Origin of the sequence: Duganella sp. CY15W, assembly GCF_009857555.1 — a bacterium.
GTDB lineage: Bacteria > Pseudomonadota > Gammaproteobacteria > Burkholderiales > Burkholderiaceae_D > Rugamonas > Rugamonas sacchari.
In genome coordinates, this window is the sequence record NZ_WWCQ01000002.1 from 591,242 (window position 1) to 614,708 (window position 23,467).

Genomic DNA, 23,467 nt, shown 5'->3' on the forward strand with positions numbered 1-23,467 from the left:
CAACCATGAAGCTTTTGCAATTAGCCATGCTGACCGCCGCGGCAACCGGTATCGCGGCCATGACGCATGCCGGCGCCCAGACGCCGACCTCGGACCAGGCCGCGCCCGCCACCGTGCGTTCCACGCCGGCCTATCCTGAACCGTATATTCCACCAGCGCTGCGCAAGCCGCTGCGCGACGCCACCACTGGCCCCGTGTTGCTGCGCTACCAGGCCATGCAGAAACTGAAGAAGCGCTTTGATGAGGCCGACCTGGACGGCAACGGCGTGCTGAGCCGCGACGAGGCACGCAAGGCCGGGCTGGGCTTTGTCGATAAAAACTTCGAGCACATCGACACCAGCCAGCGCGGCACGGTCAGCTTTGATGATTTGAAAGCCTATCTGATCCAGCGCCGCGAAGAGGCGCGCTCGCGCTGATTATTCGGCCGGCGGTGCATCGCGGCGCGGCAGGGTCAGGCTGAACACCGATCCTTCGCCGGGCTTGCTGTGCAGCGTCAGGCTGCCCTCGTGCACCTCCGCCAGCTGGCGCGAGATGTACAAGCCCAGGCCCAGCCCCGCCGGCGCCTCGCTGCCGACGCCGCGCTCATACGGCTCAAAGATCTTCTGCTGGTTTTCCGGCGCAATGCCGGGACCGCAATCGCGCACGTCCACGCGCGCGCTATCCTGCTCCACCGTCAGGCTCACGTGCACCGGCTGCTGGCAGCCGTAGCGCAGCGCATTGGTCAACAGGTTGACGACGATCTGCTCGATGCGGAACTCGTCCCACCAGCCGCTCACGGGCGTGGCCGCATCCAGCGTAATGCTGGTGCCCGCCGTATTGGCTTGCGGCGTCAGGTCATGCACCACGCGCCGCAGCAGGCCGGACAGCTCCACCCAGCCCGGCCGCAGCGACAGCTTGCCGCTGCGGATGCGCGACACGTCCAGCATATCGTCAATGAGGCGGATGATGCTCTGGATCTGGCGGTCGTCGCGCGCCACCATGCGTTGCAGCTGGTCCGGCCCAAACGCCGCCATATTGCCGCGCTCCAGCTGCATCTTGCGCAGCTGGGTTTCCAGGTACAGCGTATTCAATGGCGTCCGCATCTCGTGCGACACCATGGACATGAATTCATCGCGCATCACCAGAGCGTGCTTGAGCTGCGCCTGGGTTGCTTCCTGCCGCTGGCGCGCCGACTCCAGCGCCTCCAGCTGGCGGCGCATCGCTTCGCGCTGCTCGTACAGCGCGACAAACACCTGCACCTTGCCCTTCACCGCGCGCGCATCGAGCGGCTTGTACAGCACATCCACCGCGCCCGCCTCATAGCCCTTGAAGGAATAGTTCAGCTCCTTGCCGGCCGCCGTTACAAACACGATCGGGATTTGCCGGGTTTTCTCGGTGCCGCGCATCAGCTCCGCCAGCTCGAAGCCGTCCATGCCCGGCATCTGCACATCGAGGATGGCTAGCGCAAAGTCGTGCTGCAGCAGCAGTGCCAGCGCCTCTTCGCCGGAACCGGCCTGATGGATTTCGCGGCCCTCGCCGCGCAGCAAGGCCTCCAGCGCTTGCAGGTTCTCGGGCAGATCGTCAACGATCAGCAGCTTGGTGGGGGATGCGTCTTGCATTAATTATTCTCCAGCATCAACAGCAGTGTATGTATCTCATCCAGCGACAAAACCAGATCCGGACGGCGCCGCCGGATCGCTTCCTGCGGCATGGTCGGGACCTCGGCCTCTGCCGGGTCCTGCACCACCGTCAAGCCGCCCGCGCGGCCGATGGCGGCCATGCCGGCCGCACCATCCTGATTGGCGCCGGTCAGCAAAATGCCCACCAGCGCCGGGCCGTAAGCGTCGGCCGCCGATTCCATCAGGTAATCAATCGCTGGACGGGCAAAATGCACCGGCGCTTCGCAACTCAGGGAAAAGCTGCGGTCGCGCTCCACCGACAGATGGTAGCCCGATCCGGCAAAGTACAGCGTTCCGCTGGACAGTTCCTGCTTGTCCATGGCTTCGTACACGGGCATGTCCATGCGCTGCTGGAACACGCCCGCGAGCTGGCTTTGCCGCCCCTCGGGCACGTGCAGCACCGCCACCACCGCGCAGCCATAATCCGCCGGCAGGCCGGGTAGCAGCCGCAGCAAGGCGCCGACGCCGCCGGCGGATGCGCCAATCACCACCGCCTCGATCTGGCGGCCGGCCAGCGCCGACTGTAGGTGCGCGTGGTCCATAGTCAGCGTTTGCGGAACACGCGTTCGCGCTTGAGCACCGGCTCGAAACACGGTGCATAAGCGGAAAAATCGATGCTTTCCTTGCTGCCCAGGCCCAGGAAGCCGCGATGGCACAGCGACTCGTGGAACAGGCCGAAGGCGCGCTCCTGCAGCTTCTTCTTAAAGTAAATCATGACGTTGCGGCAGCTGATGAGATGGGTCTCCGCAAACACCGCGTCGGTAGCCAGGCTGTGGTCGGCGAAAGTGACGTTCTCGCACAGCGACTTGTCAAACAGCGCCGCGTTATACGCCGCCGTGTAGTATTCGGAAAAGCTGCGCTTGCCGCCGGCGGCCTGGTAGTTCTCTGTGTACTCGCGCATGGCGTCGAGCGGGAACACGCCCTTGCGCGCCTTGTCGAGCGACTGCGGATTGATGTCGGTGGCGTAGATCATGCTGCGCTCCAGCAGCCCCTCTTCCTTGAGCAGAATCGCCATCGAATACACTTCCTCGCCCGTGCTGCAGCCGGCAATCCAGATCTTCAGCGACGGATAGGTGCGCAGCACCGGCATCACATGCTCGCGCAAGCCGGCAAAATAGCTGGGGTCGCGGAACATCGAGGTAACGGGGATGGTCAGGTACTGCAACAACTGGCTGAACGCGGCCGGCTCGTGGATGATGCGCGCCTGCAGCACCGAGATGCTGCTGCACTCCATTTCGCGCAGCGCGTGCAGCACGCGGCGCTTTTGCGAGGCGCCCGTGTAGTCGCGGAAATCGTAGCTGTACTTCATGTAGATGGCCTCCATCAACATTTTCAGCTCGATGTCGGTGTCGCTGTGCTGCATGTTCAACTCCGTTCAGCGTTCGGCATCCAGACTCGCAGCAGCGAGTACAAGCGCGACAGGTCGATCGGTTTGGCCAGGTAGTCGCTGGCGCCCGCCGCCAGGCATTGCTCCTGGTCGTCCTTCATGGCCTTGGCGGTAATCGCAATCACCGGCAGGCGGGCAAAGCGGGCGTCGGCGCGGATGCGGCGCGTGGCTTCCAGGCCGTCCATCCCCGGCATCATCACGTCCATCAGCACCAGGTCGATGTCCGGGATGGTATCCAGCTTGTCCAGCGCTTCGTAGCCGTTGCGGCCCACTTCCACCAGCGCGCCTTTTTGCTCCAGCGCGCTGGTCAGCGCAAAGATGTTGCGCACGTCGTCATCCACCAGCAGGATGCGGCGGCCTTCAAATACGCGGTCGCGCGCGCGCACCGTCTTCAGCATGCGCTGGCGTTCGCTGGACAGGTCGGCTTCCACCTTGTGCAGGAACAGCGTGACTTCATCCAGCAGGCGCTCCGGCGAACGTGCGCCCTTGATGATGATGGAACGCGAGTATTTGTGCAGGTCCGCCTCTTCCTCGCGCGACAGGTTGCGGCCGGTGTAGACGATTACCGGCGGGAACGCCGCCAGCGATTCGCCGGCCATGCGCTGCAGCAGCTCGTTGCCCTGCATGTCCGGCAGCTTGAGGTCGATAATCATGCAGTCGTAGACAGTGTCACGCAGCAGCGCCAGCGCTTCCTGGCCGCTGCCGACCGCGAAGATTTCCACGTCATCATCGGAAATCAGCTGCACCACGCTGTCGCGCTGGCGGTCGTCGTCTTCCACCAGCAGCACGCGCTTGATTTTCTGCGTGAGCTTGGTTTCGATGCGGCGGAATACTTCCATGAGCTGTTCGCGCGTGGTCGGCTTCAAGGCGTAGCCAATGGCGCCCAGGTGCAGCGCCGCTTCGCCATTGTCGGCGCCGGACACCACATGCACCGGGATGTGACGAGTCTGGGCATCGTCCTTGAGCAGCTGCAGCACCGACAGGCCGGAACGGTCCGGCAGGCGGATGTCCAGCAGCACCGCATCCGGCTTGTACTGGCGGGCCAGCGCCAGTCCCTCTTCCGCCTCGAAGGCGACCAGGCAATGGTACTGCTTCTCGTGCGCCAGCTCGTACAGGATGCGGGCGAACGCCGCGTCATCCTCCACCACCAGCACCAGGCGGCCACGGGGCGCGCCTTCCTCGTCCAGCAGCGCACGGTCGTCGTCAAACGCGCGCGGCACGTGGACGGCTGGCGCCGGAGTGGGCGCCGGCATGTCCGGCAGCGGCGCGCTGGTGGTTTCAATCATGGCCGGGGCATTGGCGCCGCCCACGCGTGGGCCGGCTTGCGGCGTGCTCCAGTGGGTTGGCAAGGTCAGCGTGAAGCAGCTGCCTTTGCCCGGCTCGCTGACCAGCGAGATGCCGCCGCCCAGCAGCTGCGCCAGGTCACGCGAGATCGACAGGCCCAGGCCGGTGCCGCCGTATTTGCGGCTGGTCGTGCCATCGGCCTGCTGGAAAGCGTTGAAGATGCCTTGCTGGTCTTCGGCGCGGATGCCGATACCGGTATCCTGCACCGAAAACGCCACGCTATCGCCCTGCGCCTGCACCGACAGCGTGATCTGCCCGGCGCTGGTGAACTTGAGCGCGTTCGACAGCAGATTCTTGAGGATCTGCTCCAGGCGCTGGCGGTCGGTCACCATGTGCGGCTTGACGCTGTCGGCCACCACCAGATGGAACGCCAGTTTCTTCTGCTGCGCCAGCGGCTCGAACACCATGGCCATGCCTTCCACCACATGGCGCGCCGACAGCTGCTCCGGCACCAGGTCCAGCTTGCCCGCTTCCACCTTGGAGATGTCGAGGATGTCGTTGATGAGGTTGAGCAGGTCGTTGCCAGCCGAGTAAATCGTATTGGCAAAGCGCACCTGCTCGTCGTTGAGGTTGCCCTGGGCATTTTCCGACAGCAGCTTGGCCAGGATCAGCGAACTGTTCAGCGGCGTGCGCAGCTCGTGCGACATATTCGCCAGGAACTGCGATTTGTACTGGCTGGCCCGCTCGAGGTCGCGTGCACGCTCCTCCAGGTCTTGCTGGGCTTTTTGCAATTCGGCGTTTTTCTGGTCCAGCGCGTTGCCTTGCTCGGCCAGCTGTTCGTTGGTCTGCTCCAGTTCGGCCTTCTGGTTTTCCAGGCTGGCCTGCGATTCTTCCAGCACGCGCGACTGTTCTTCCAGCTCTTCGTTGGCGGTGCGCAGTTCTTCCTGCTGCACCTGCAATTCCTCATTCAGCTGCTGGGTCTCTGCGAGCACTTCCTGCAAGCGCTGGCGCGACAGGCTGGCCGCGATGGCCGCGCCGATATTGCTCTTCACCATGGCCAGCAAATCGACATCGCGCTCGCTGATCTGGCGCAGCAGGCCCAGCTCGACCACGCCATTGATCTCGCCGTCGCTGTCCACCGGCGCCAACAGCACGCTGGCGGGTGCGCCCACGCCCAGGCCGGAACTGACCTGGATGTAATTGGCAGGCAAGGGCTCCAGGCGGATGATGCGGCGCTCCAGCGCAGCCTGCGCCACCAGGCTCTCGGTCGGCCTCAGCTGCTGATCCTGCTGTTCCCATTCTGCGCTAAAACCATACGACGCCACGCGGCGGAAGCTGCCATCCGGCGCGCGCAGGTACAGCGCGCCCACCACCACGCCCATGTAGCGGGCCAGGAATTGCAGCAAGGTCGAGGACAGCTGCGGCAGCGCCAGCTGGCCGATGCCCTGCTGCGCCAGCTCGCTCTGGCCGGTGCGCAGCCAGGCTTGCTGCTGCAACAGCTTGGCATGCTCGGCATGTTCGTTCAAGGCCTTGGTGTAGACACCTGACAGGCTGGTCAGCTCGCGGCGGCCAAACCAGGCCAGCACGCCGCCCACGCCCAGCGTCAGCAGCAGATACACCACGGCCACCCAGGTGGTGACACTGCGCGCTTCGTCATTGCGGTCCTGGCGCATGCGCAGTTCGGTATTCACGAAGGAGTCCAGCTGGCGGCGGATTTCATCAAACTGGTTTTTGCCGCGGCCGGTCTTGACCACGCCACTCACTTCACCGTTGGCGGCGCGCAGCCGTATCATTTCCTGGGCATACTGGTCCCACTGCTGCTGCTGGTATTGAATGGTACGCAGGCGGTCGACCTGAGCCGGATTGTCCTCCACCAGCTTCATCAGGCCGGCCAGGTTGGCCGCTACCTTGGGCTTGGCCGCCACATACGGCTGCAGGAAGGCTTCGTCGCCGGCCAGCAGGTAGCCGCGCAGGCCGGTTTCCATGTCCACCATCTCTTTGCCAATCTGGTTGGCGTTGCCAATCACCCGCTCGCTGTGCTCGACCCAGTTCATGGTGGTGATCAAATAGGCCAGCAACACGACAAACACGCCGGCACTGACCACGCCTGCGGCCAATGGCAATGTTACGTTACGAACAAGAATTCGCCGGAAGCCGCGGTCGTCCAGCATGGTGGAATTTGGCATGGTCTGGGCCAGAGTAACTTGAGAAGCAAGAAGTTTATCTCAAACACAAGCTTGGCAAGCCCCCAAATCCAATCGTGCGTGAAGGAAATAACATATCTCTCACGCAAGTTTGGACGGCGGCACCGCTGGCGGCGGCACGGCCGTTGAGACAAAAGGTGCTTTTAAGAGCCATATTTACAAAAAAAGATAAAAAATAGAACCTATAGGGACTATTCGTTTCCTAAAAATCGTAAAATAGATCTTATAAGTGCTACAGGGGGCGCTATGCAATGTACTTTTCAAATCTTTCTCGACGATGCGTGGGTAGACTGTGCCGCGCTCGACATACCAGACGCGGCCAGGGGCGATCCATTGACGCCCGGTTTCTTTGAATACGATATCGACTATGCATTCAAGGCAGAGGCAGCCGCCATTTCGCTGCGCTACCCGGTCAATGTCGAAATCCAGTCTCTCGAGCACTGGCCAGGCTTCCTGTTTGATCTGATTCCACAAGGCGGCGGTCGCCAGTTCCTGCTGGGTGAACTCCAGCTCCACGATGGGCCGGCGGCGGACTTTCCCTTGACGTGTGCGGGCGCATTCAACCCCATTGGACGGGTGCGCATTGCGGAAGCTGTCGCGTACTACCAGGCCCACGTGCGCAGATACCCTGCCGGCGCCATCGCGCGCGGCTTCACCTTGCAAGACATCACCGGCCGCCACGATGAATTCAATGAGCGCATGCTCATCCATAGTATGCTCGCCTCCGCCTCGCTGGGCGTACAGGGCGCGGCGCCCAAGTATCTGTTGACGACGGACCAGGAAGGCCGGTGGCACGCGGACGCGGCATTGGCCGATGCCCAGGCTGTCGCCCACTTCATCGTCAAGCGCCCACGCGGCAACACCGGCAGCGACCGCAAGGTGCTGCGCAATGAGGCAGGCTATATGCAGGTGGCGGCGGCGGTCGGCCTGCGCACCCACGGCCAGCTGCGCTTCCAGGACGATACCTTGTTTGTTCCTCGCTTCGACCGCGTTGTGGCACAGGGCAAAGTCCTGCGCCTGCATCAGGAAAGCGCGGCGTCCATCGCCGGCATCGTTGGCTTCAACGCCAATCCAAGCCAGTTCGCGCTGCTGGCCGGCATCCGCGACGTGGTCAGCAATCCGCTGGAAGAAACCATCGAATTTCTCAAACGCGATGTCTTGAACCTGGCCATGCGCAACACCGACAATCATGCCCGCAACACCGCCGTGCAACAGCACGCAGGCCAAGTACAGCTGACGCCGCTGTTTGATTTTGCGCCCATGTACCTGGACCCGGAGGGCATTCCGCGCGCAGCACGCTGGTTCGATCCCGGCACCCGCATGGAACTCGGCAACTGGTCGGATGTCCTGGCAGCACTGCCCATCGCTGATGCGGAACGTCTGCCTATCCGCCAGGCGCTGCACCGCTTTGCATCGCAGATACAGCTGCTGGACCAGCACATGCGCGACGCTGGCGTAGACGACGACATCATCGGTTTCTTACAGCCGCATATCGCCACACAAGTGCAGCAGCTGCAGGCACTGGGAGAGCAATAACATGGCCGGGAAAAACATCGACAAGGAAGCCGCGCGGGCGCTGCGCACCGAACTGTATGCAGCAGTGGCAGGCGGCGAACTGCCGCTCCAGGAGGCCGTCAAGCGCATGCGCAAGATATCCCGGCTAACGCAAGCGGAATTCGCAGCGCACCGCGGCGTCAGTATCAAAGCCATCAAGGAAATTGAAAATGGCCGGGGCAACCCTACGGTGGAGACGCTGAACAAGATCGGTAAATTTTTTGGGCTGGAAGTGGCCTTCGTGCGCACAGCAACCTTGCAGCGCCAGCCTGAAGCCGATCCCGGACTGCAAGCGCTGCCGAAAACGCATCCACCGCAAAAAAAAACCAGATAGGCTCAGCGCGGCAGCGTGACGGCAAACACTACCTGCAGCTTGTCATACCGGTAGGCGATCTGGCCGCCGTGCTGCTGCACGATTTCCTGGGCGATGTGCAAGCCCAGGCCCAGGCCGCCACGGTTGCGGACATTGCCGACCGAAGCGTGCTTGAGCGGGCTGTACAACATCGGCAGCAGCTCGGCAGGAATCGGCGGCGCCACATTGCGCACCTCCAGCAAGACCTGGCCATCCTGCTCGGCCAGTATCACTTCGATGGGCTCGCCGTGCATGCCATGATGGCGTGCATTGCTGACCAGGTTGCTTACGACCTGCATCATGCGGTCACCATCCACCAGCGCGTTCAGCGTGGCCGGCATGCGGGCATCGATACGCAAATCGGCGTGGGCCGTGCGTACCTCATCGAGCAGATCCTGCAGCAGCAGCACCAGGTCGACCTGGCTGCGTTCCAGACCCAGACCCAGGCCGCCGTTGATGCGGCTCATGTCCAGCACCTGGCTGATCAGGCGCTCCATGCGCGTGCTGGACGCCTGGATGCGCGTGCTCATGGTGCTGGCGGCGCCGCCATGCTGCAGCACCGTGGCCGCCATATTGATCGAATGCAGCGGACCGCGCAGGTCGTGGCCCAGCATGGCCAGCAGCTGCGCGCGGGCGCGGTCGGTTTCCACATGCTTGGCGACGCTGGCGCGGTGCATCTCGCCCAGCAGCTGGCTGGCCGCCAGTTTCTCGGCCGCGTCCCAGGACACGGCGCGGCCGCGCACCATCTCGCGCCATTCATCGAACGAGCCGCGCGGCGTCAGGCGCGGTCCGAGCGGGCCGGTACGCACGACTTTTTCCGGCCGTCCGGCCCAGCGGATGGTGTGGATCTGTTCGCGCCGCAAGGCCAGCAGCCAGCCGCCGGTGGCCGGGTCAAACCGCAGCGCCAGCAGGCCGGCCCACGGCGCCAGCGCCGCCTGCATCTCCAGCGGCCAGTCACCGACGGCGCTGCGCTCGACCAGGTCGGCGCCGCCTTCCGGCAGCGACGCCACCATGCGCGCGGCCAGTTCGGCATCGACCTCGCCATGCACCATCACCTTGCCGTACTGCGTCACCACCAGCGCCTCCGCCTGCAGCGACTGGCACAGCGCCGGCGCATGCAGCAGCAGCGCGCGGACCGGTTCGTCGTGGTGCAGCAGGGTCTCCATCACGCGGGTACGCACTTCGGCCGAGGCTTCGACCAGCCTGGCACGCTCGCGCGCTTCGATCGACTGCACCAGCGAAGCAATCACCTGCGCCATCACATCGGCCGCCATGCGGATCGAATACGGCACCTGCAAGGGCAGCATGTGATGGCAGGCCAGCAAGCCCCACAGGCGGCCCGCCACCACGATCGATACGCTCATCGACGCACCGACGCCCATGTTCTGCAAATACTCGATGTGGATCGGCGACACGCTGCGCAGCACGCTATGGCTGAGGTCCAGCGGCGCATCGCCGGCGCGGCCGCGCAGCGGCGATGGCGTGTAGCCGGTGTCGGCAATCAGGCGCAGCGTGTTGATGATGTACAGCCGGCGCGCCTGCGCCGGAATGTCGCTGGCCGGATAGCGCCGGCCCAGGTAGGGTTCCAGGTCCTCGCGGCGCGCCTCGGCCGTCACATCGCCGCTGTCGTCCTGGTGAAAACGGTAGGCCATCACGCGGTCGAAGCCGGTGATGGCGCGCACCTGCTCGGTCGCCAGCTGCAGCAGCGCGTCAATCGATTTCTGCCGCTTGAGACGGTCAATGGCGGCATGCGCCTTCAGCGCAAATGCAGCCACCGCATCGCTGGGCACATCGCGCAACTCGAACTCGACGATAAGACGGCCCTGGTAGGCGTGGACGATGCAGTCGAAACGCAGCGGTCCGATGGCCACTTCCAGCGCAGTGGCCGGCGCTTCGCCATCCTCCATGCTGTCCACGCAATCGGTGGCAGCCGCCTGCACTTCGGCCGGCAGCGGCAGTTGCGCCAGCGGCATGCCCAGCGCCAGCGTCAAGCCCAGCAGCTGGGCGGCGTTGTCGCTCCAGGCCAGCAGCAGGCCAGCCATATCGAATGCCAGTAAGGCGCCATGCGGCTGGATACTGCCCGGGATGTGTATCGGTTCATCCGCACAATTGTCCAGCGTTACGGAGTCGATCGCTTGCATCGTGCAGAGTCACTTTTCGGGAGGATAGAACTGACGATTCTATCACTCCTCGCCGACCATAGGCGACCCGTTGCGCCGCCTATGTTCGCTAGCGTACTTACAGCTTGTAGTTCAATCCCAGCAGGAACTGACGGCCGTAAGTGGTGTAACGCTCAGGCGCATACGAGCCGCCCGAGAACGGATCGCCCTGGCGCGTCTGGTAAGGCGAGTTGTTCAGGTTATTCACCTGGAACAGGAAGGACAGGCCTTTGTAGGTGCCTTCCTCAATCGCATAGCCCAGTTGCAGGTCAATCTGGCGTTCGGCCAGGATCTCGCTGAAGGCACGCTGGGCGAACAGGCCGGTTACCTCGCCGCGATAAGCCGAACGGTAGCGGCGGCTGGCGCGCGCCGAGTAGCCATCCTTCTCGTAGTACACGGTGAAGTTGGAGACCACGCCCGACAGACCCGGCAGCTTCTCCTTGGTGCCCGGACCATTCGGATGGATCGAGCTTTCCGTGCCGGACATGCTGCCCGTCACGCCAAAGCCTTCCAGCGGCGCCCACAGCAGGCCCGCATCCAGCGCACCCGACAGCTCCACACCCTTGACCATGCCGCCCGTGCCGTTGGCCGGACGGTTCAGTGTGCCGATGTCCTGCAGCGGTATCACTGCCGATGGATTCGGGAAGCCGGCAAAGCTGAACGCGGTCTGCTGGTTGTAGATATAGCTTTGCAGCTTCTTGTACCACAGCGCGCCCGCGATATAGCTACGCTTGCCGATGTATTTTTCCATCGACAGGTCGTACGAGTTGGCACGCCATGGTTCCAGATCCGGATTGCCGCCGCTGCCGTTCCACATGCGGGTAGTGGCGTCGACGCCGCCCGAGACGCCGGCGCGCATGTCCGACATCTGCGGCCGCGCCACCGTCTTGGCCGCGCCCAGGCGCAGATTGGTGGTGGACAGGTATTTGTCCAGGTCGAAGTTCAGGTTCAGGCTCGGCAGCCAGTCGGTGTAGTTCTTGCCGCCGGTGATGCTGCCCACTGTGCCGCCGTTGACGGTGGCGCCGCGCGATTTCTGGTCGACGTTGACCGCTTGCAGGCCCAGCGCGCCACGCACGGGAATCGGCCCCAGGTCGGTGTCGATGCCCAGCTTGCCGTAGGCGGTGGTGATCTTCTCGGTCACGCCCCAGTCCTGCAATGCCTGGTCGTTCGGACGGGCCGGCTGCATGTCGTAGTACTTGTTGAGCACGCCCAGCACGTCATAGCTCATCACTGCAGGAATGCCGGCGAAGGACAAGGAGGTGGACGGCTGCAGCAGGTCCGACGACACGGTGGCCGGCGCGCGGCCGTTTTTCAGGAACCAGTAATTGTTGGTGTCGGCGTGGGTTTTCTCGCGCTTGCTGTAGTTGATGCCGCCCTCGACATAGCGCAGGAAGCCATCCAGCTCTTTCTTGGCCGAGAACTTGGCCGAACCCAGCTTGTCCTCCACCACCGGATGGTGCATGTCCGCATCCTTGCCCCAGCCGCCAACGTCGTTGAGCTTGATGATGTTTGGATCGGCGAAATTGATGCTCGGGGTGAAGGTGGGCAAGCCGCTGGCGGTCGGGATGTGGAACTGGAAGTTGTTGTCGGTCCGGCCCGCGCCTGCTGGGCCGAGGCCGGCATAGGTTTCCAGCACTTCCTCGCGCCGCTTGGCGGTCGAGTACGATAGATCACCCACCAGGGTCCAGCCATCTTTCTTGAACGTGTTGTTCCAGCCAAGCGCACTCAGCTTGTCCTTGCGCTGGTTGTAGTCGTTCCGCACGATCGGTTCCAGGTTGGTCAGCGCGCCGCCCACCAGCAGGCGCGTGCCGCCGATGTTTTCCACTTGCGGATTGAGATAGCGGATCGGATTGTCCTGGTTCGAATTCCACATCAGGCCACGCATCGTGGTGTTTTGCTTGAACTCGGAATAATAGAGGTCCAGCGTGGTACGGAATTCCTTGGTTGGACGGTATTCAACCACCGCCATCAGGCCATCGCGTTTCTGCTCGCGCGACGAGGCCGTCACTTCGGCGCCATTCAGCGTGACCACGTTCGCCATGTCGGCCGGCAGGTTGCGGTTGGTGCCCCACCACCATGATTTGTATTCCTGCTGCTGGCCTGGCGAATCCAGGTGGGCATAGCCAATCGCCACGCCCAGCGTGTTGTTGAGGAACTGGTCCACATACGAAGCGCTCAGGCGGTTGCCGTTGGCCGAGGTATTGGAGTTGAGCTTGCCGTTGGAGTTGTGCTCGCCGCGCGCATTCAGCACGACGGTACGCTGGCGGACATCCAGCGGCCGCACGGTCTGCAGGTCCACCGTGCCCGACAGGCCGCCCGACACCAGCGACGCATCCGGCGTCTTGTACACGGTCACGCCGTTAATCAGTTCGGATGGATACTGGTCGTATTCCGCGCCACGATTATTGCTGGTCGAGACTTGCTCGCGGCCATTCAGCAGCGTGGTGGAAAAGTCCGGCGCCAGGCCGCGGATCGAGATGACTTGCGCGCGGCCTTCGACGCGCTGTGCGGTCAGGCCGGCCAGGCGCGCGATCGATTCCGCAATCGACACGTCGGGCAGCTTGCCGATGTCTTCCGCCGTCACCGCTTCGACGATGGCATCGGCATCGCGCTTGATCGCCATCGAGGTTTCGATGCTGCGGCGGATACCGGTCACCACCACCTCCTGGACTGCGGCGTCATCCGCCTTGCCAGCTTGCGGACCGCCGGCCTGTTGGGCATGGGCCGGGCCGGCGGCAAACACCAGTGCGGCGCAGGCGGCGGCGATCGGGGTCATTCTGATTGTGTAGTGCTGTGTGTTATGACTCATTTTCATCTCTCTTTTATAGTTTTCAACGGAAAGGCTGTGGTGCGGTGCTGCTGATCATGCAGTCCTGCGGTTGGTGCGCTTCATACGCCGACGTGCGGAAGCGCTTCCATGCCGACTGAAAAAAACGCCGTGGCAAAGCACGGCAGTGCAGGGGTTATTTCCAGGTGAAGGTGGCGACGCTGGCCGCCGGCAAGGTGTAATCGAAACTGCGCTGGCCGACGCGCACGGCAAAGCTGCGCGGCGCCTTGGCCGAGTTCACCACCATCAACGCGGTCGAACCATCGTCGGCATTGCGGAAGGCCACCGTGTCGAGATCGCCATAGCCGCTGGTGGACGCGATGCGGTGCGCGCCCTGGCGCACAAAGCGGCTGGCATGGGCCAGCGCGTAGTACTCTTCATTGCGGGTAATCTTGCCGTCGCGACTGTCGATGGTGACCACGCCACGGCAGTCCTTGCAGCCGCCCAGATGCGGGCCATCGTTTTCATCGAGCGCCAGGTTCCACAGCAGCACGCCCTTGGCCCAGCCGCGCGTGGTGCCGATCACCAGCGTGCGGGCGAAGTGCTGCAGATTGTCCGACCACACCGGCGCCCATCTGCCGCCCGAGCATTCAGTGAAATAGGTTTCCTTGTCCGGCCAGCGGTCATGCAGCGCCGCCTGCACGCGCACATCGCCGCCGTAGCAGTGCCAGGCCACGCCGCTCACGTATTGGTTGGCGGTGGCGTCTTTGAGCACATCGGCTGGCGACCAGGGTTCATCCCAGTTGTGATCCCAGTCCAGGATGCGGGTACCCGGATGGTCTTTGGCCAGCACCGGCCCCAGATGGCCGCCAATAAAGGCGGCGCGCTTGGCCGGATCGACGCGCATGCCGGGATAGTCTTTCGGTTCGAAGTGCGGTTCGTTCTGCAAGGTCAGCGCGTAGATCGGCACGCCTTCCTTTTCATAGGCGCTGACGTAGCGCGACAGGTAGCTGGCGAAGGGCGCGAAAGCTTCCGGCTTCAGCGTGCCCTGGATCAGGCTGTCGGTGGATTTCATCCAGCCCGGCGCGCTCCATGGCGACGCCATCACGCGCAGCCGGGGGTTGATCGCCAGCGCGGCCTTGGTGACGGGCAGCACGTCGGCGCGGTTGGCATCAATCGAGAAATGCTTGAGCTCCGGATCGGTCTGCCCGGCCGGCATATCATCGAAACTGTAGTGGTGGCGCGAGAAGTCGGATGCACCAATGGTCAGGCGCGTGAAGCTGAAACCGGCGCCAGGCGCTTTGCCGAACAGTTCATTGAGCAAGGCGCTGCGCTGCTGCTCGTTGAGCTTGTTTTGGATCAGCCAGGCGGAGGCATCGGTGATGGCGGCGCCAAAGCCGACCATCTCCTGGAAACGCTGCCTGGGGTCGACCTCGATAATCGTGGCCGCCTGCGTGCCGGGCTTGAATTGCGCATCGGCGTTGCGCTGCAAAAGCTGCGACTGATCGCCGGTGGTGACCCACGCCTGCACCGTTTGCGCGTGTGCCGCGCCAAGCGCGCACAGCAGCAGCGCGGGCACCGCAAGCAGTCTGGAGAGGGATTTCAAAGACGACGGGCGCAACGCTCCATCGCCTGTAAACACAGGGCTGGCTGTCAACATGCTGTCTCCTCGCGCAGACGGATCCTGGTCCGCCTGTCTATCGTTTATTCACTTATGAATTAAATGGAAGCGTTTCCATTTGTTGAAGAAACTATAGCACCGGCAAATCTTTTATGTCAACGAGCGCACCATCGGTGTGGTTGATAAAGCGACGTGTGTGGGATTTTTGTCGGTGCCACCAATGGACTGCAAGGCCTAAGCGCACCAGGGATGAGGCTAGCAAATACGGCACGCCTGGAAATGAAAAAGCCGCCTGACGGCGGCTTGTCGCTCAAATAGCATCGCGGCGCCCCGCCACTGCTTAAGCAAGGGCAGGACCGGCATCTCTACACGCTCTATTGCTGAGCGACTTTGCCGGACGGCTGATACAGCTGGTCAAACAGGCCGCCATCCGCAAAGTGGGTCTTGTGGGCCTGCGCCCAGTTGCCTGCCACTTCGTTGATGGTGAACAGTTTCAGTTTCGGGAACTGGTTGCCGTATTTTTTCGCTGCCGATTCCACCGTCGGGCGGTAGTAGTTCTTGGCGATGATCTCCTGGCCCGCATCCGAATACAGGTAGTCCAGGTAAGCCTGCGCGACTTTGCGGGTACCATGCTTGTCGGCGACCTTGTCGACGATGGCGACCGGCGGCTCGGCCAGCACACTGACCGACGGCACCACGATGTCCACCTTGTCCGGCCCCAGTTCCTTGATCGCCAGGAAGGCTTCATTCTCCCACGCGATCAGCACATCGCCGATGCCGCGTTCAACGAAGGTGACGGTCGAACCGCGCGCGCCGGAATCGAGCACCGGCACGTTTTTATACAGCTTGCTGATGAAGTCCTTGGCAGTGGCCTCGTTGCCGCCCTTCTGTTTCAGCGCATAGCCCCAGGCTGCGATGTAGTTCCAGCGCGCGCCGCCGGAGGTTTTCGGATTCGGCGTGATGACCGAAATGCCCGGCTTCACCAGATCATTCCAGTCCTTGATGCCTTTCGGGTTGCCTTTGCGGACCAGCAGCACGATGGTCGACGAATACGGCGTGCTATTATGCGCCAGGCGCTTCTGCCAGCTCTTGTCGAGCAAACCATGTTCGGCCACTTCATCGATATCGTAGGCCAGGCCCAGCGTCACGACGTCTGCATCCAGGCCGTCGATCACGGTGCGCGCCTGCTTGCCGGAGCCACCGTGCGATTGCTTGACGGTGACGCTATCGCCCGTCTTGGCCTTCCACTGTTTGGCGAAAGCGGCGTTGAAGTCCTGGTATAGCTCGCGCGTCGGATCGTAGGACACATTGAGCAGCGTGATATCGGCTGCATGGGCAGCGCCCGCGATGGCGCCGAACAGCAGCGCCGAGTGCATCAGTTTTTTCAACAGCATTAGTAGTTCTCCCTTTGGACAAGTTGATTATTGCCGGTTGCCGCAACAGGCGGCACCAGTGTGATACTGGCGATGCGCGCCGCCATCTGCTGGTCAGTCATCGGCCCCGTGCCGCTGTAGCGGTCCAGGACCAGATAAATCACCGGTGTGATGTACAGTGTGATCACCTGAGAAAGCAGCAGGCCGCCCACCACGGCCAGCCCGAGCGGCTGGCGCAGTTCGGCGCCCGCACCCCAGCCGAAAGCCAGCGGCAAGGCGCCCATCAGCGCTGCCAGCGTGGTCATCATGATGGGACGGAAGCGCTGGATGCAGGCCGCGCGGATCGCCTGCGCAGCAGGCATGCCCTGCGTACGCTGCGCATCGAGCGCAAAGTCGATCATCATGATGGCGTTCTTCTTGACGATCCCCACCAGCATGAGGATGCCGATGGTGGCAATCAGCGTCAGGTCCATACCGCACAGGCGCAACGTGATCAGCGCGCCCACCGCAGCGGAAGGCAGGCCGGCCAGAATCGTCAGCGGATGGATATAGCTTTCATACAGCACCACCAGCAGCACGTAGATCACCAGCAGCGCAATGGCAATCAGGATCACCTGGCTGGAGAGCGTGTCCTGGAACACGGCCGCTTCGCCGCCATATTTGGTGATGATGGTTGCCGGTAGCTGTATCTCCTTGCCGATGGCATCAATGCGCGCGGTAGCGTCGCCCAGCGCCACATCCGGCGCCAGGTTAAACGACAGCGTGATCGCCTGTAGCTGGCCCTGATGGTTGACCGCTGTCGGCCCGACCGTACGCACCACGCGCGCAAAGCTGGACAGCTGTACCAGCGCGCCGCCGCTGCCTCTCACGCTGATCTTGTCCAGCGCATGCACGTACTGGCGATCTGCCGCTTCCATGATGACCTGGTAGCTCGCGCTCGGCGCGTAGATGGTGGAGATCTGGCGGTCGCCAAACGCCAGATACAGCGCGCTGCGCACATCGGCCATCTGCACGCCCAGGCCATTGGCCTTGTCACGGTCGATGTCGAGCGTGGCCTGCAAGCCCTTGTTCTGCGTATCGCTGGTGACGTCGCGGAAAATCGGATCGGCGCGCATCGCCTGCATGATTTTTTCCGCCCAGCCGTCCAGTGCATCGGGCGTGACGCTTTGCAGCGTGTACTGGTAGCGGCTCTTGCTGGAACGGCCGCCCAGCTGCAGGTTCTGCATGGGACTCATATACACGACAATGCCCGGCACGGTGCGGGCAGCCTTGCGCATCGAATCCAGCGCTTCCTTCATGTTCGCACGTTCGCCCTTGGACTTGAGTGTGACGATCAGGCGGCCGCTGGACGCACTGGTGCCGCCGCCCGGCCCACCCGGCCCCGTAAACGACAGCACGCCCAGGACATTGGGGTCAGCCTGAATCGCACGGGCGACCTTGGCCTGCAACGCCATCAGGGCCGGCATCGACACATCTTCCGCTGCTTCGGTAATCACGCGCACGCGGCCCAGATCCTCTTCCGGGAAAAACCCTTTGGGGATGGTTTGATACAGCACGGCCGTCAGCACCAGGCTGGCCAGCGCGGCCAGCAGCACCAGTCCGCGATGGCGCAGCCCCCAGTCCAGCGTACGCTCATAAATCCGGGCCAGCCAGGTGAACCCCGTGTCAAAGACACGTACCACCACATTGCCACCGGTATGCGCCGCATCGCCATGGGTCAGCAGGCGGCTGGCCAGCATCGGCACCAGCGTCAGCGACACCAGCGCCGATACCAGAATCGACAACGACACCACCACGGCAAATTCATGGAACAGCAGTCCGATCACGCCTGGCATGAAGAAGATGGGAATGAATACTGCCACCAGCGAGACGGAAATCGAGACGATGGTGAAGCCCATCTCGCGCGAACCACGCAGTGCCGCTTTCAACGGAGGCTCGCCTTGTTCGATGTGGCGGACGATATTTTCAAGGACCACGATGGCGTCATCCACTACCAGCCCCACCGCCAGCGTAATGCCCAGCAGCGAGACGTTATTCAGGCTGTAGCCGAGCCAGTAGAACAGCACCATCGCGCCCAGCAGCGAAATCGGCAGCGTCACGGCGGGAATCAGCGTGGCAGATGCGCGACGCAGGAACAGGAAGATCACCAGCACCACCAGCACCACCGTCAACGCCAGCGTGATATTGACGTCATGGATGGCGTCGCGAATCGACAGCGAACTGTCGCCACTCAGCGTAACCGTGATCGAGGCAGGCAGTTGCTGTTGCAGCAGCGGCAGCAGGCGGCGCACGGCATCGACCACCTGCACCGTATTCGCGTTCGGCTGGCGCTGCACCTGCAGTACCACCGAGCTGGCGCTGTTGTAGTAGGCGCTGGTGCGGACCGACTGGAAGCTGTCCTCCAGCGTGGCGACATCTTTGAGCCGCACCGGCAATCCATTGCGGGTAGTGATAATCAGTTCGGAAAACTGCGCGGCCTTCATCAGGCGCGCGTCGGCCTGGATGGTCAGCGTCTGGTCCGGGCCTTCGATAATGCCCAATGGCGAATTGGAATTGGCCGACTTGACCGCGTTCGCCAGTTCGTCCAGCGTCAGATTGCGCGCGTTGAGTTTATCAAGGTCGGCGCGCACGCGCACGGCAAAACGCTTCTGGCCATTGACGTTGACCTGCGCCACGCCATCCAGCGTCGAGATGCTGGGCGCGATCAGGTTCTCCGCAAAGTCGTTCAATTCGGTCAGGCTCAATGACGGCGAATTCAGCACGATGAACAAGGTCGGTCCATCGGCGGGATTGGTCTTGCGGTAGGACGGCAGCTCGGTCACTTCCTGTGGCAGTGCGCGCTGCGCACGTAGCAACGCGGCCTGCACATCCAGCGCGGCGACATTGATATCAATGCTGGGATCAAACTCCAGCGTTAGCGAGGTGGTACCGGGCGAGCTGCTGGAAGTAATCAGATTCAGTCCGGCGATGGTGGCAAACTGCTTCTCCAGCGGCAGCGCGACCGAAGACGCCATCGTCTCCGGACTAGCGCCCGGCAGATCAGCGTTCACGTTGATCACCGGCGTGTTATAGCTGGGCAGCGCTGCTACAGGGAGACGAAAGCAGGCCAGAATGCCGGCAGCGACCAGCGCCATCGCCAGCACAAACACCAGCGCAGGGCGCCGTATGCACAGTTCAGAGATATTCAAGGGCGGCTCCCTGCATCCGCCAGCAGCGCATCCCTGCCAACATTGACTTTCACACCAGGGCGCAGGTTCTGCTTACCCTCAATCACGACACGCTCCCCCGCCTTCAAGCCATCCACTGCAGCCAGGTTGCCGAAAGCATGCAGCAGCCGTACCTTGCGCGGACGCGCCGACTGCTGCTCGTCGACTGCATAAACCAGCGCTCCGTCGCTCTGCGTGATGATGGCAGCCAGCGGCACGACAACGGCGCCGCGCAGCCTGGACAGCGTAATGCGCGTCTGCACATACTGTCCTGGCCAAAGACGGGTACCCGTATTATCAAACTGCGCCTTGACGCGGATGACGCCTGCCACGGCATCCACACTGCTATCGATAAAACTCAGGCGGCCCGTGAGCACAGCGTCCGGTAACGCTGCGCTCACGGCCACCGGGCCGGACTTCGCTGCCCCCAGCAGGGCGGCCACACCTTTTTCCGGTAGGGTGAAACTCACCGCGATCGGATCGATCTGCGTCACACTCGCCAGCACGGCATTGGCCTGCAACAGGCTACCGGTATATACGTTGACGACACCCACCCTGCCAGCAGATGGCGCACGTATTGCGGTGTAACTCAAATCGACCTGCGCAGATCGCACTGCGGCAAGATCGGCTTGCACCAGCGCACGCTGGCTCTCTACCTGGGTTTGCACGCCATCGGCAGCGCTAGCCGAGATGAACTTCTGCGATGACAGCTCACTGCTGCGCCGGTACTGGCGCTCCAGATCCGCCAGCACCGCCTGGTCGCGGGCCAGCTGCGCCTGTGCACGATCCAACGCTGCGCGCTCGACCCGGTCATCCAGTGAAAACAGCAAGGCATTCGCTGCGACGAACTGCCCTTCCTTCACATGCACCTGCGTCAGCTGGCGCGTGACGTGAGGACGTATCTCGACGCTACTCAGCGGCACGACCGTCCCATTCGCCTCCACTTCGACCGCGACGTCGCGCTGTTCAGCGGCAGCCAGCCGCACCAGCGGCACACCGCCACGCGGTGCGGCCGCTGTGGGCGCCGTCACGGCCTGTGCCGCCTGTGGACGCACCAGCAGCACGTAGCTGGCAGCCACCACGCCGGCCAACGCCAGCAACGTCAGTAAGCGCCTGGTTTTCAACCGCCCGGCTCCGTCAATACCGACAGCTTGCTGACGCCGGAGCGCTGGATGTTGGCAATCACCTTGGCCACTGCACGGTATGGCACGCCCTGGTCGGCTTGAAGGCTTAGCGCCAGCTCCGGATTCTGGTCGACCAGCTGCCGGAGTTCAGGTTCCAGCGATGCCGGCTCCACTTCACGCTTGTCGATAAAGATCTTGTTGCTGCCGTCGATACTGACCGTCACCGTCTTCGATGGATTGTTCGGTGTGGTGGTCGAGGTCTTGGGCAGGTTGATGCGCACCGCGTTGTTCAATAGCGGCGCGGTGAGAATGAACGTCACCAGCAATACCAGCATCACGTCCACCAGCGGCGTGATGTTGATTTCGCTGACAACGTCGCTGCTGTCGCGTCCAGTCGTAAAAGCCATTATGCGAACGCTCCCTGCTGCGGTGCCACCGCCGGACGCACTGTCTGCGATGCGCCCTTGGACACTGGGCGGGCGACACGGAAGCCGTTCTTCTGCGCCAGGTTGACGAAGTCGGTGGCGTAGTTATCCAGTTCGGCCGCCGTCACCTTCAGGCGTCGTACGTAGAAGTTAAACGCCAGCACTGCCGGTACTGCCACCGCGATACCGACACCGGTAGCGATCAGCGCCTCGCCAATCGGGCCCGCCACCACGTCGATACTGGCCGAACCGCTCTTGCCGATGGCGCCCAGCGCATGGATGATGCCAAACACGGTGCCGAACAGGCCGACGAAAGGCGCCGTACTGCCGATGGAGGCCAGCACCGCCAGGCCGCTTTCCAGCGACTGGTATTCCTTCTGGATTTGCTGGCGCAGGTGACGCTCCAGCAGTTCTTGCCTGTCCCAGCTATGTTCCAGATCGTTGCCGCCACCGGATTCGCTGACGTGCAGCACATCAAAGCCCACATTCGCCAGGCGCGATTTTGGACTGGCATCGCTGGCCAGCGCACTGGCCGCATCCAGCGTACTGGCGCTCCAGAACTGTTTGGTAAATTGTTTATCCCGTTTGCTGACACGGTAATGCTGTACGCCCTTCACCAGGATGAGTACCCAGGTGACGATGGAGAACAGCACCAGCGCATACAGGGAGCCTTGAACGATAAGATCTAAGTAGTAAGAAGACATGGATAAGCTCTCGCTGTAAAGTTAAGAAAGTTTGAAATTCAACGGCACTTTGACCCAGCCATCGATAGGCGTCTGGCCACGCTTGGCGGGATCGAAGGACCAGGCAGTGACTGCCTTGATGGCGGCATCGTCAAGAATCTTGTGGCCGCTGGATTTATCGACCGTCACGGCTTCCGGCTTGCCCGAGGCCAGCACGCGTACCTTCAGGATCACCTGCCCCTGCAGGCCACGGTCCTGCGCCAGCGATGGATATTCCGGCGGCGGATTGTTCTTGTAACCCGCGAAGCCGCGTGGCTCGGTCACCGGCTCCGGTGGTGGTGGCGCGGGCGCTGCAGCTACGGGAGCGGGGGGCGCTGGTGTCGCTACCTGTACCGTGTTTGCACTGGGTGGTCCATCATCCACCGGCGCCTGCTTCACCACGGGCACTTGCGGCGCGGCGCGCTGTGGCACCGGCGCCTTGGCCACCTGTGGCTGCACCTTGGGCGGTTCCGGTGGCGGCGGTGGCGGCGGTGCAAACTCAATCGCCAGCGGTTCCGGCGCCTTGGCAGGCAACGGATCGATATGTCCGCCCTGATGCAGCGAGATATAGACACCCGCATGCAGCAGCACCGCCACGCCGACCAGCGCAGCAATGCCGATCTTGTTACCCGGCTGGCCCACCGTACCAGGCCGCGCGGCAGCCACACTGGCTGGTGGCGCTACCTCGACAACCTTCAGACGCGACACCGGCAGCGCCTGACGCCGTACAGCAGCGCGGCGTGGTGAATAGTTGATGCTCTCAAAACTCAGTGCGGTCATGATGAGGCCCTTTCTCTGTTATTCCTGTTCGTCCTTGAGCAGATTCCGTGCCCGAAGCTAAGTGACTGATTTCATTGATACCGGCAATGCCGAAGACCTAAAATCTGCTGCGTGTGCAGCAGTGCCGAAGCACCGGCTAAACAGTGCCGCGTCAGTGCGGGCCGCTGGCGAAGTACACCGCTGCTGCTGCCGCTGCCACCGCAATCACCAGCGCAGGCCAGCTGCCCTGCCGCGCCGATACGCCATGGCGCACCTCTTTCCAGCCGGTGACCATGGGCTTGACCAGGTTGTCCTTCTTGAGCACCAGGTAGACTGCAATCGCCAGCACGTGCACGGCCAGCAGCGCAAACAGCAGGTAGGTCAGCTTCTGATGCCAGCCTGTGAGCCGTAGCGAGGTCGCCTCTTCCACCAGCGACGCCAGTGGGCCGCTGAAAGAGATTTCGTCCGTGCCGAACAAGCCGGTACCCACCTGCGCCGCCAGCAATAACAACAAGGCAAACACCGACAAGGCGCCCAGCGGGTTATGGCCCTGCCCTTTCCAGCGGCCGCGCAGATAAGCGCGTAATGAAGGCAGCGTCGGCGCGAAGCTGGCAAAGCGCGCATGCGTTGCGCCGATCACGCCCCATACCAGACGGAAGGTGACCAGCCCCACAATCGCCAGGCCAGCCTTGCCATGCACCGGCATCCAGTCACCGCCGATCTCGCCGGTGATGATGGCAACCGTCACCGCGGCGACCAGCGACCAGTGAAAGATCCGTGTCGGCAGATCCCACACCAATATGCGCTTGCGCGGCGGCGCGACGGCAACCGCGGGTTGCGCAAGCTCCTCGATGACGGCGCGCTTGTTCATG

Annotated in this window: 17 protein-coding genes; 3 read left to right on the forward strand and 14 right to left on the reverse strand. The window is 62.9% G+C overall.

The features are described from left to right. Window positions 1-5 precede the first annotated feature (5 nt). Window positions 6-416, forward strand: a complete 411-nt coding sequence (locus GTP58_RS12210; protein WP_229215547.1) for an EF-hand domain-containing protein — start codon at window positions 6-8, stop codon at window positions 414-416. On the opposite strand, the gene GTP58_RS12215 is transcribed toward GTP58_RS12210, so the two are convergent. The 4 genes from GTP58_RS12215 to GTP58_RS12230 are packed head-to-tail and all read right to left on the reverse strand — an operon-like array spanning window position 417 to window position 6,515. Continuing rightward, the gene (locus tag GTP58_RS12215; protein ID WP_161077704.1) at window positions 417-1,598 is read right to left on the reverse strand and encodes a hybrid sensor histidine kinase/response regulator; all 1,182 of its coding nucleotides are present in this window, start codon (window positions 1,596-1,598) and stop codon (window positions 417-419) included. Then, complete coding sequence (locus GTP58_RS12220; RefSeq protein ID WP_161077705.1) at window positions 1,598-2,200, reverse strand: chemotaxis protein CheB; 603 nt, start codon at window positions 2,198-2,200, stop codon at window positions 1,598-1,600. Before GTP58_RS12220 ends, GTP58_RS12215 begins: the two co-directional genes overlap by 1 nt. Window positions 2,201-2,202: 2 nt before the next feature. After that, window positions 2,203-3,021, reverse strand: a complete 819-nt coding sequence (locus tag GTP58_RS12225; RefSeq protein WP_161077706.1) for a protein-glutamate O-methyltransferase CheR — start codon at window positions 3,019-3,021, stop codon at window positions 2,203-2,205. A gap of 2 nt (window positions 3,022-3,023) precedes the next feature. Continuing rightward, entirely contained in the window at window positions 3,024-6,515 is a 3,492-nt protein-coding gene (locus GTP58_RS12230; protein WP_161077707.1) for a response regulator, read from the reverse strand. Window positions 6,516-6,779: 264 nt separating this feature from the next. On the opposite strand from GTP58_RS12230, the gene GTP58_RS12235 reads away from it, so the two are divergent. Together GTP58_RS12235 and GTP58_RS12240 are read left to right on the forward strand one after the other, a co-directional pair. Next, complete coding sequence (locus GTP58_RS12235; protein WP_161077708.1) at window positions 6,780-8,069, forward strand: type II toxin-antitoxin system HipA family toxin; 1,290 nt, start codon at window positions 6,780-6,782, stop codon at window positions 8,067-8,069. 1 nt (window position 8,070) lies between these two features. Further along, entirely contained in the window at window positions 8,071-8,421 is a 351-nt protein-coding gene (locus tag GTP58_RS12240; protein WP_161077709.1) for a helix-turn-helix transcriptional regulator, read from the forward strand. 2 nt (window positions 8,422-8,423) lie between these two features. Here the strand turns inward: GTP58_RS12240 and GTP58_RS12245 are convergent, their stop codons facing one another. The 10 genes from GTP58_RS12245 to GTP58_RS12290 all read right to left on the reverse strand — a co-directional run bounded on the left by GTP58_RS12245 (window position 8,424) and on the right by GTP58_RS12290 (window position 23,466). Beyond that, a complete protein-coding gene (locus GTP58_RS12245; RefSeq protein WP_161077710.1) occupies window positions 8,424-10,580 on the reverse strand; it encodes an ATP-binding protein in 2,157 nt (718 codons plus the stop codon). 97 nt (window positions 10,581-10,677) lie between these two features. After that, window positions 10,678-13,407 (reverse strand): TonB-dependent receptor, encoded by a 2,730-nt coding sequence (locus tag GTP58_RS12250; RefSeq protein WP_161077711.1) that lies wholly within the window; start codon window positions 13,405-13,407, stop codon window positions 10,678-10,680. Between the two features lie 154 nt (window positions 13,408-13,561). After that, window positions 13,562-15,025: a glycoside hydrolase family 30 beta sandwich domain-containing protein gene (locus tag GTP58_RS12255; RefSeq protein ID WP_161077712.1), complete on the reverse strand. Its 1,464-nt coding sequence runs from the start codon at window positions 15,023-15,025 to the stop codon at window positions 13,562-13,564. A gap of 335 nt (window positions 15,026-15,360) precedes the next feature. Further along, window positions 15,361-16,380, reverse strand: coding sequence for a sulfate ABC transporter substrate-binding protein (locus GTP58_RS12260; protein ID WP_161077713.1), 1,020 nt, complete (start codon window positions 16,378-16,380; stop codon window positions 15,361-15,363). After that, window positions 16,380-19,547, reverse strand: coding sequence for an efflux RND transporter permease subunit (locus GTP58_RS12265; protein ID WP_161077714.1), 3,168 nt, complete (start codon window positions 19,545-19,547; stop codon window positions 16,380-16,382). The genes GTP58_RS12260 and GTP58_RS12265 overlap by 1 nt, the downstream gene beginning before the upstream one ends. Further along, a complete protein-coding gene (locus tag GTP58_RS12270; RefSeq protein ID WP_161077715.1) occupies window positions 19,544-20,689 on the reverse strand; it encodes an efflux RND transporter periplasmic adaptor subunit in 1,146 nt (381 codons plus the stop codon). The genes GTP58_RS12265 and GTP58_RS12270 overlap by 4 nt, the downstream gene beginning before the upstream one ends. After that, window positions 20,686-21,096 (reverse strand): biopolymer transporter ExbD, encoded by a 411-nt coding sequence (locus GTP58_RS12275; protein WP_072787960.1) that lies wholly within the window; start codon window positions 21,094-21,096, stop codon window positions 20,686-20,688. Before GTP58_RS12275 ends, GTP58_RS12270 begins: the two co-directional genes overlap by 4 nt. Continuing rightward, window positions 21,096-21,818 carry a MotA/TolQ/ExbB proton channel family protein gene (locus GTP58_RS12280; protein WP_161077716.1) on the reverse strand — a complete coding sequence of 241 codons (723 nt, stop codon included), beginning with the start codon at window positions 21,816-21,818 and terminating at the stop codon, window positions 21,096-21,098. Before GTP58_RS12280 ends, GTP58_RS12275 begins: the two co-directional genes overlap by 1 nt. Window positions 21,819-21,839: 21 nt before the next feature. After that, window positions 21,840-22,616: an energy transducer TonB gene (locus GTP58_RS12285; protein WP_161077717.1), complete on the reverse strand. Its 777-nt coding sequence runs from the start codon at window positions 22,614-22,616 to the stop codon at window positions 21,840-21,842. Between the two features lie 151 nt (window positions 22,617-22,767). Next, window positions 22,768-23,466 carry a cytochrome b/b6 domain-containing protein gene (locus GTP58_RS12290; protein ID WP_161077718.1) on the reverse strand — a complete coding sequence of 233 codons (699 nt, stop codon included), beginning with the start codon at window positions 23,464-23,466 and terminating at the stop codon, window positions 22,768-22,770. Between the last annotated feature and the right edge of the window lies 1 nt (window position 23,467).

What these genes read in the sequence shown, in the direction of transcription:
- GTP58_RS12215 (WP_161077704.1), bottom strand. Translation starts at nt 1,598, where the DNA reads ATGCAAGACGCATCCCCCACCAAGCTGCTGATCGTTGACGATCTGCCC.
- GTP58_RS12250 (WP_161077711.1), bottom strand. Translation starts at nt 13,407, where the DNA reads ATGAGTCATAACACACAGCACTACACAATCAGAATGACCCCGATCGCC.
- GTP58_RS12285 (WP_161077717.1), bottom strand. Translation starts at nt 22,616, where the DNA reads ATGACCGCACTGAGTTTTGAGAGCATCAACTATTCACCACGCCGCGCT.
- GTP58_RS12260 (WP_161077713.1), bottom strand. Translation starts at nt 16,380, where the DNA reads ATGCTGTTGAAAAAACTGATGCACTCGGCGCTGCTGTTCGGCGCCATC.
- GTP58_RS12280 (WP_161077716.1), bottom strand. Translation starts at nt 21,818, where the DNA reads ATGTCTTCTTACTACTTAGATCTTATCGTTCAAGGCTCCCTGTATGCG.
- GTP58_RS12235 (WP_161077708.1), top strand. Translation starts at nt 6,780, where the DNA reads ATGCAATGTACTTTTCAAATCTTTCTCGACGATGCGTGGGTAGACTGT.
- GTP58_RS12245 (WP_161077710.1), bottom strand. Translation starts at nt 10,580, where the DNA reads ATGCAAGCGATCGACTCCGTAACGCTGGACAATTGTGCGGATGAACCG.
- GTP58_RS12275 (WP_072787960.1), bottom strand. Translation starts at nt 21,096, where the DNA reads ATGGCTTTTACGACTGGACGCGACAGCAGCGACGTTGTCAGCGAAATC.
- GTP58_RS12220 (WP_161077705.1), bottom strand. Translation starts at nt 2,200, where the DNA reads ATGGACCACGCGCACCTACAGTCGGCGCTGGCCGGCCGCCAGATCGAG.
- GTP58_RS12230 (WP_161077707.1), bottom strand. Translation starts at nt 6,515, where the DNA reads ATGCCAAATTCCACCATGCTGGACGACCGCGGCTTCCGGCGAATTCTT.
- GTP58_RS12255 (WP_161077712.1), bottom strand. Translation starts at nt 15,025, where the DNA reads ATGTTGACAGCCAGCCCTGTGTTTACAGGCGATGGAGCGTTGCGCCCG.
- GTP58_RS12240 (WP_161077709.1), top strand. Translation starts at nt 8,071, where the DNA reads ATGGCCGGGAAAAACATCGACAAGGAAGCCGCGCGGGCGCTGCGCACC.
- GTP58_RS12290 (WP_161077718.1), bottom strand. Translation starts at nt 23,466, where the DNA reads ATGAACAAGCGCGCCGTCATCGAGGAGCTTGCGCAACCCGCGGTTGCC.
- GTP58_RS12210 (WP_229215547.1), top strand. Translation starts at nt 6, where the DNA reads ATGAAGCTTTTGCAATTAGCCATGCTGACCGCCGCGGCAACCGGTATC.
- GTP58_RS12225 (WP_161077706.1), bottom strand. Translation starts at nt 3,021, where the DNA reads ATGCAGCACAGCGACACCGACATCGAGCTGAAAATGTTGATGGAGGCC.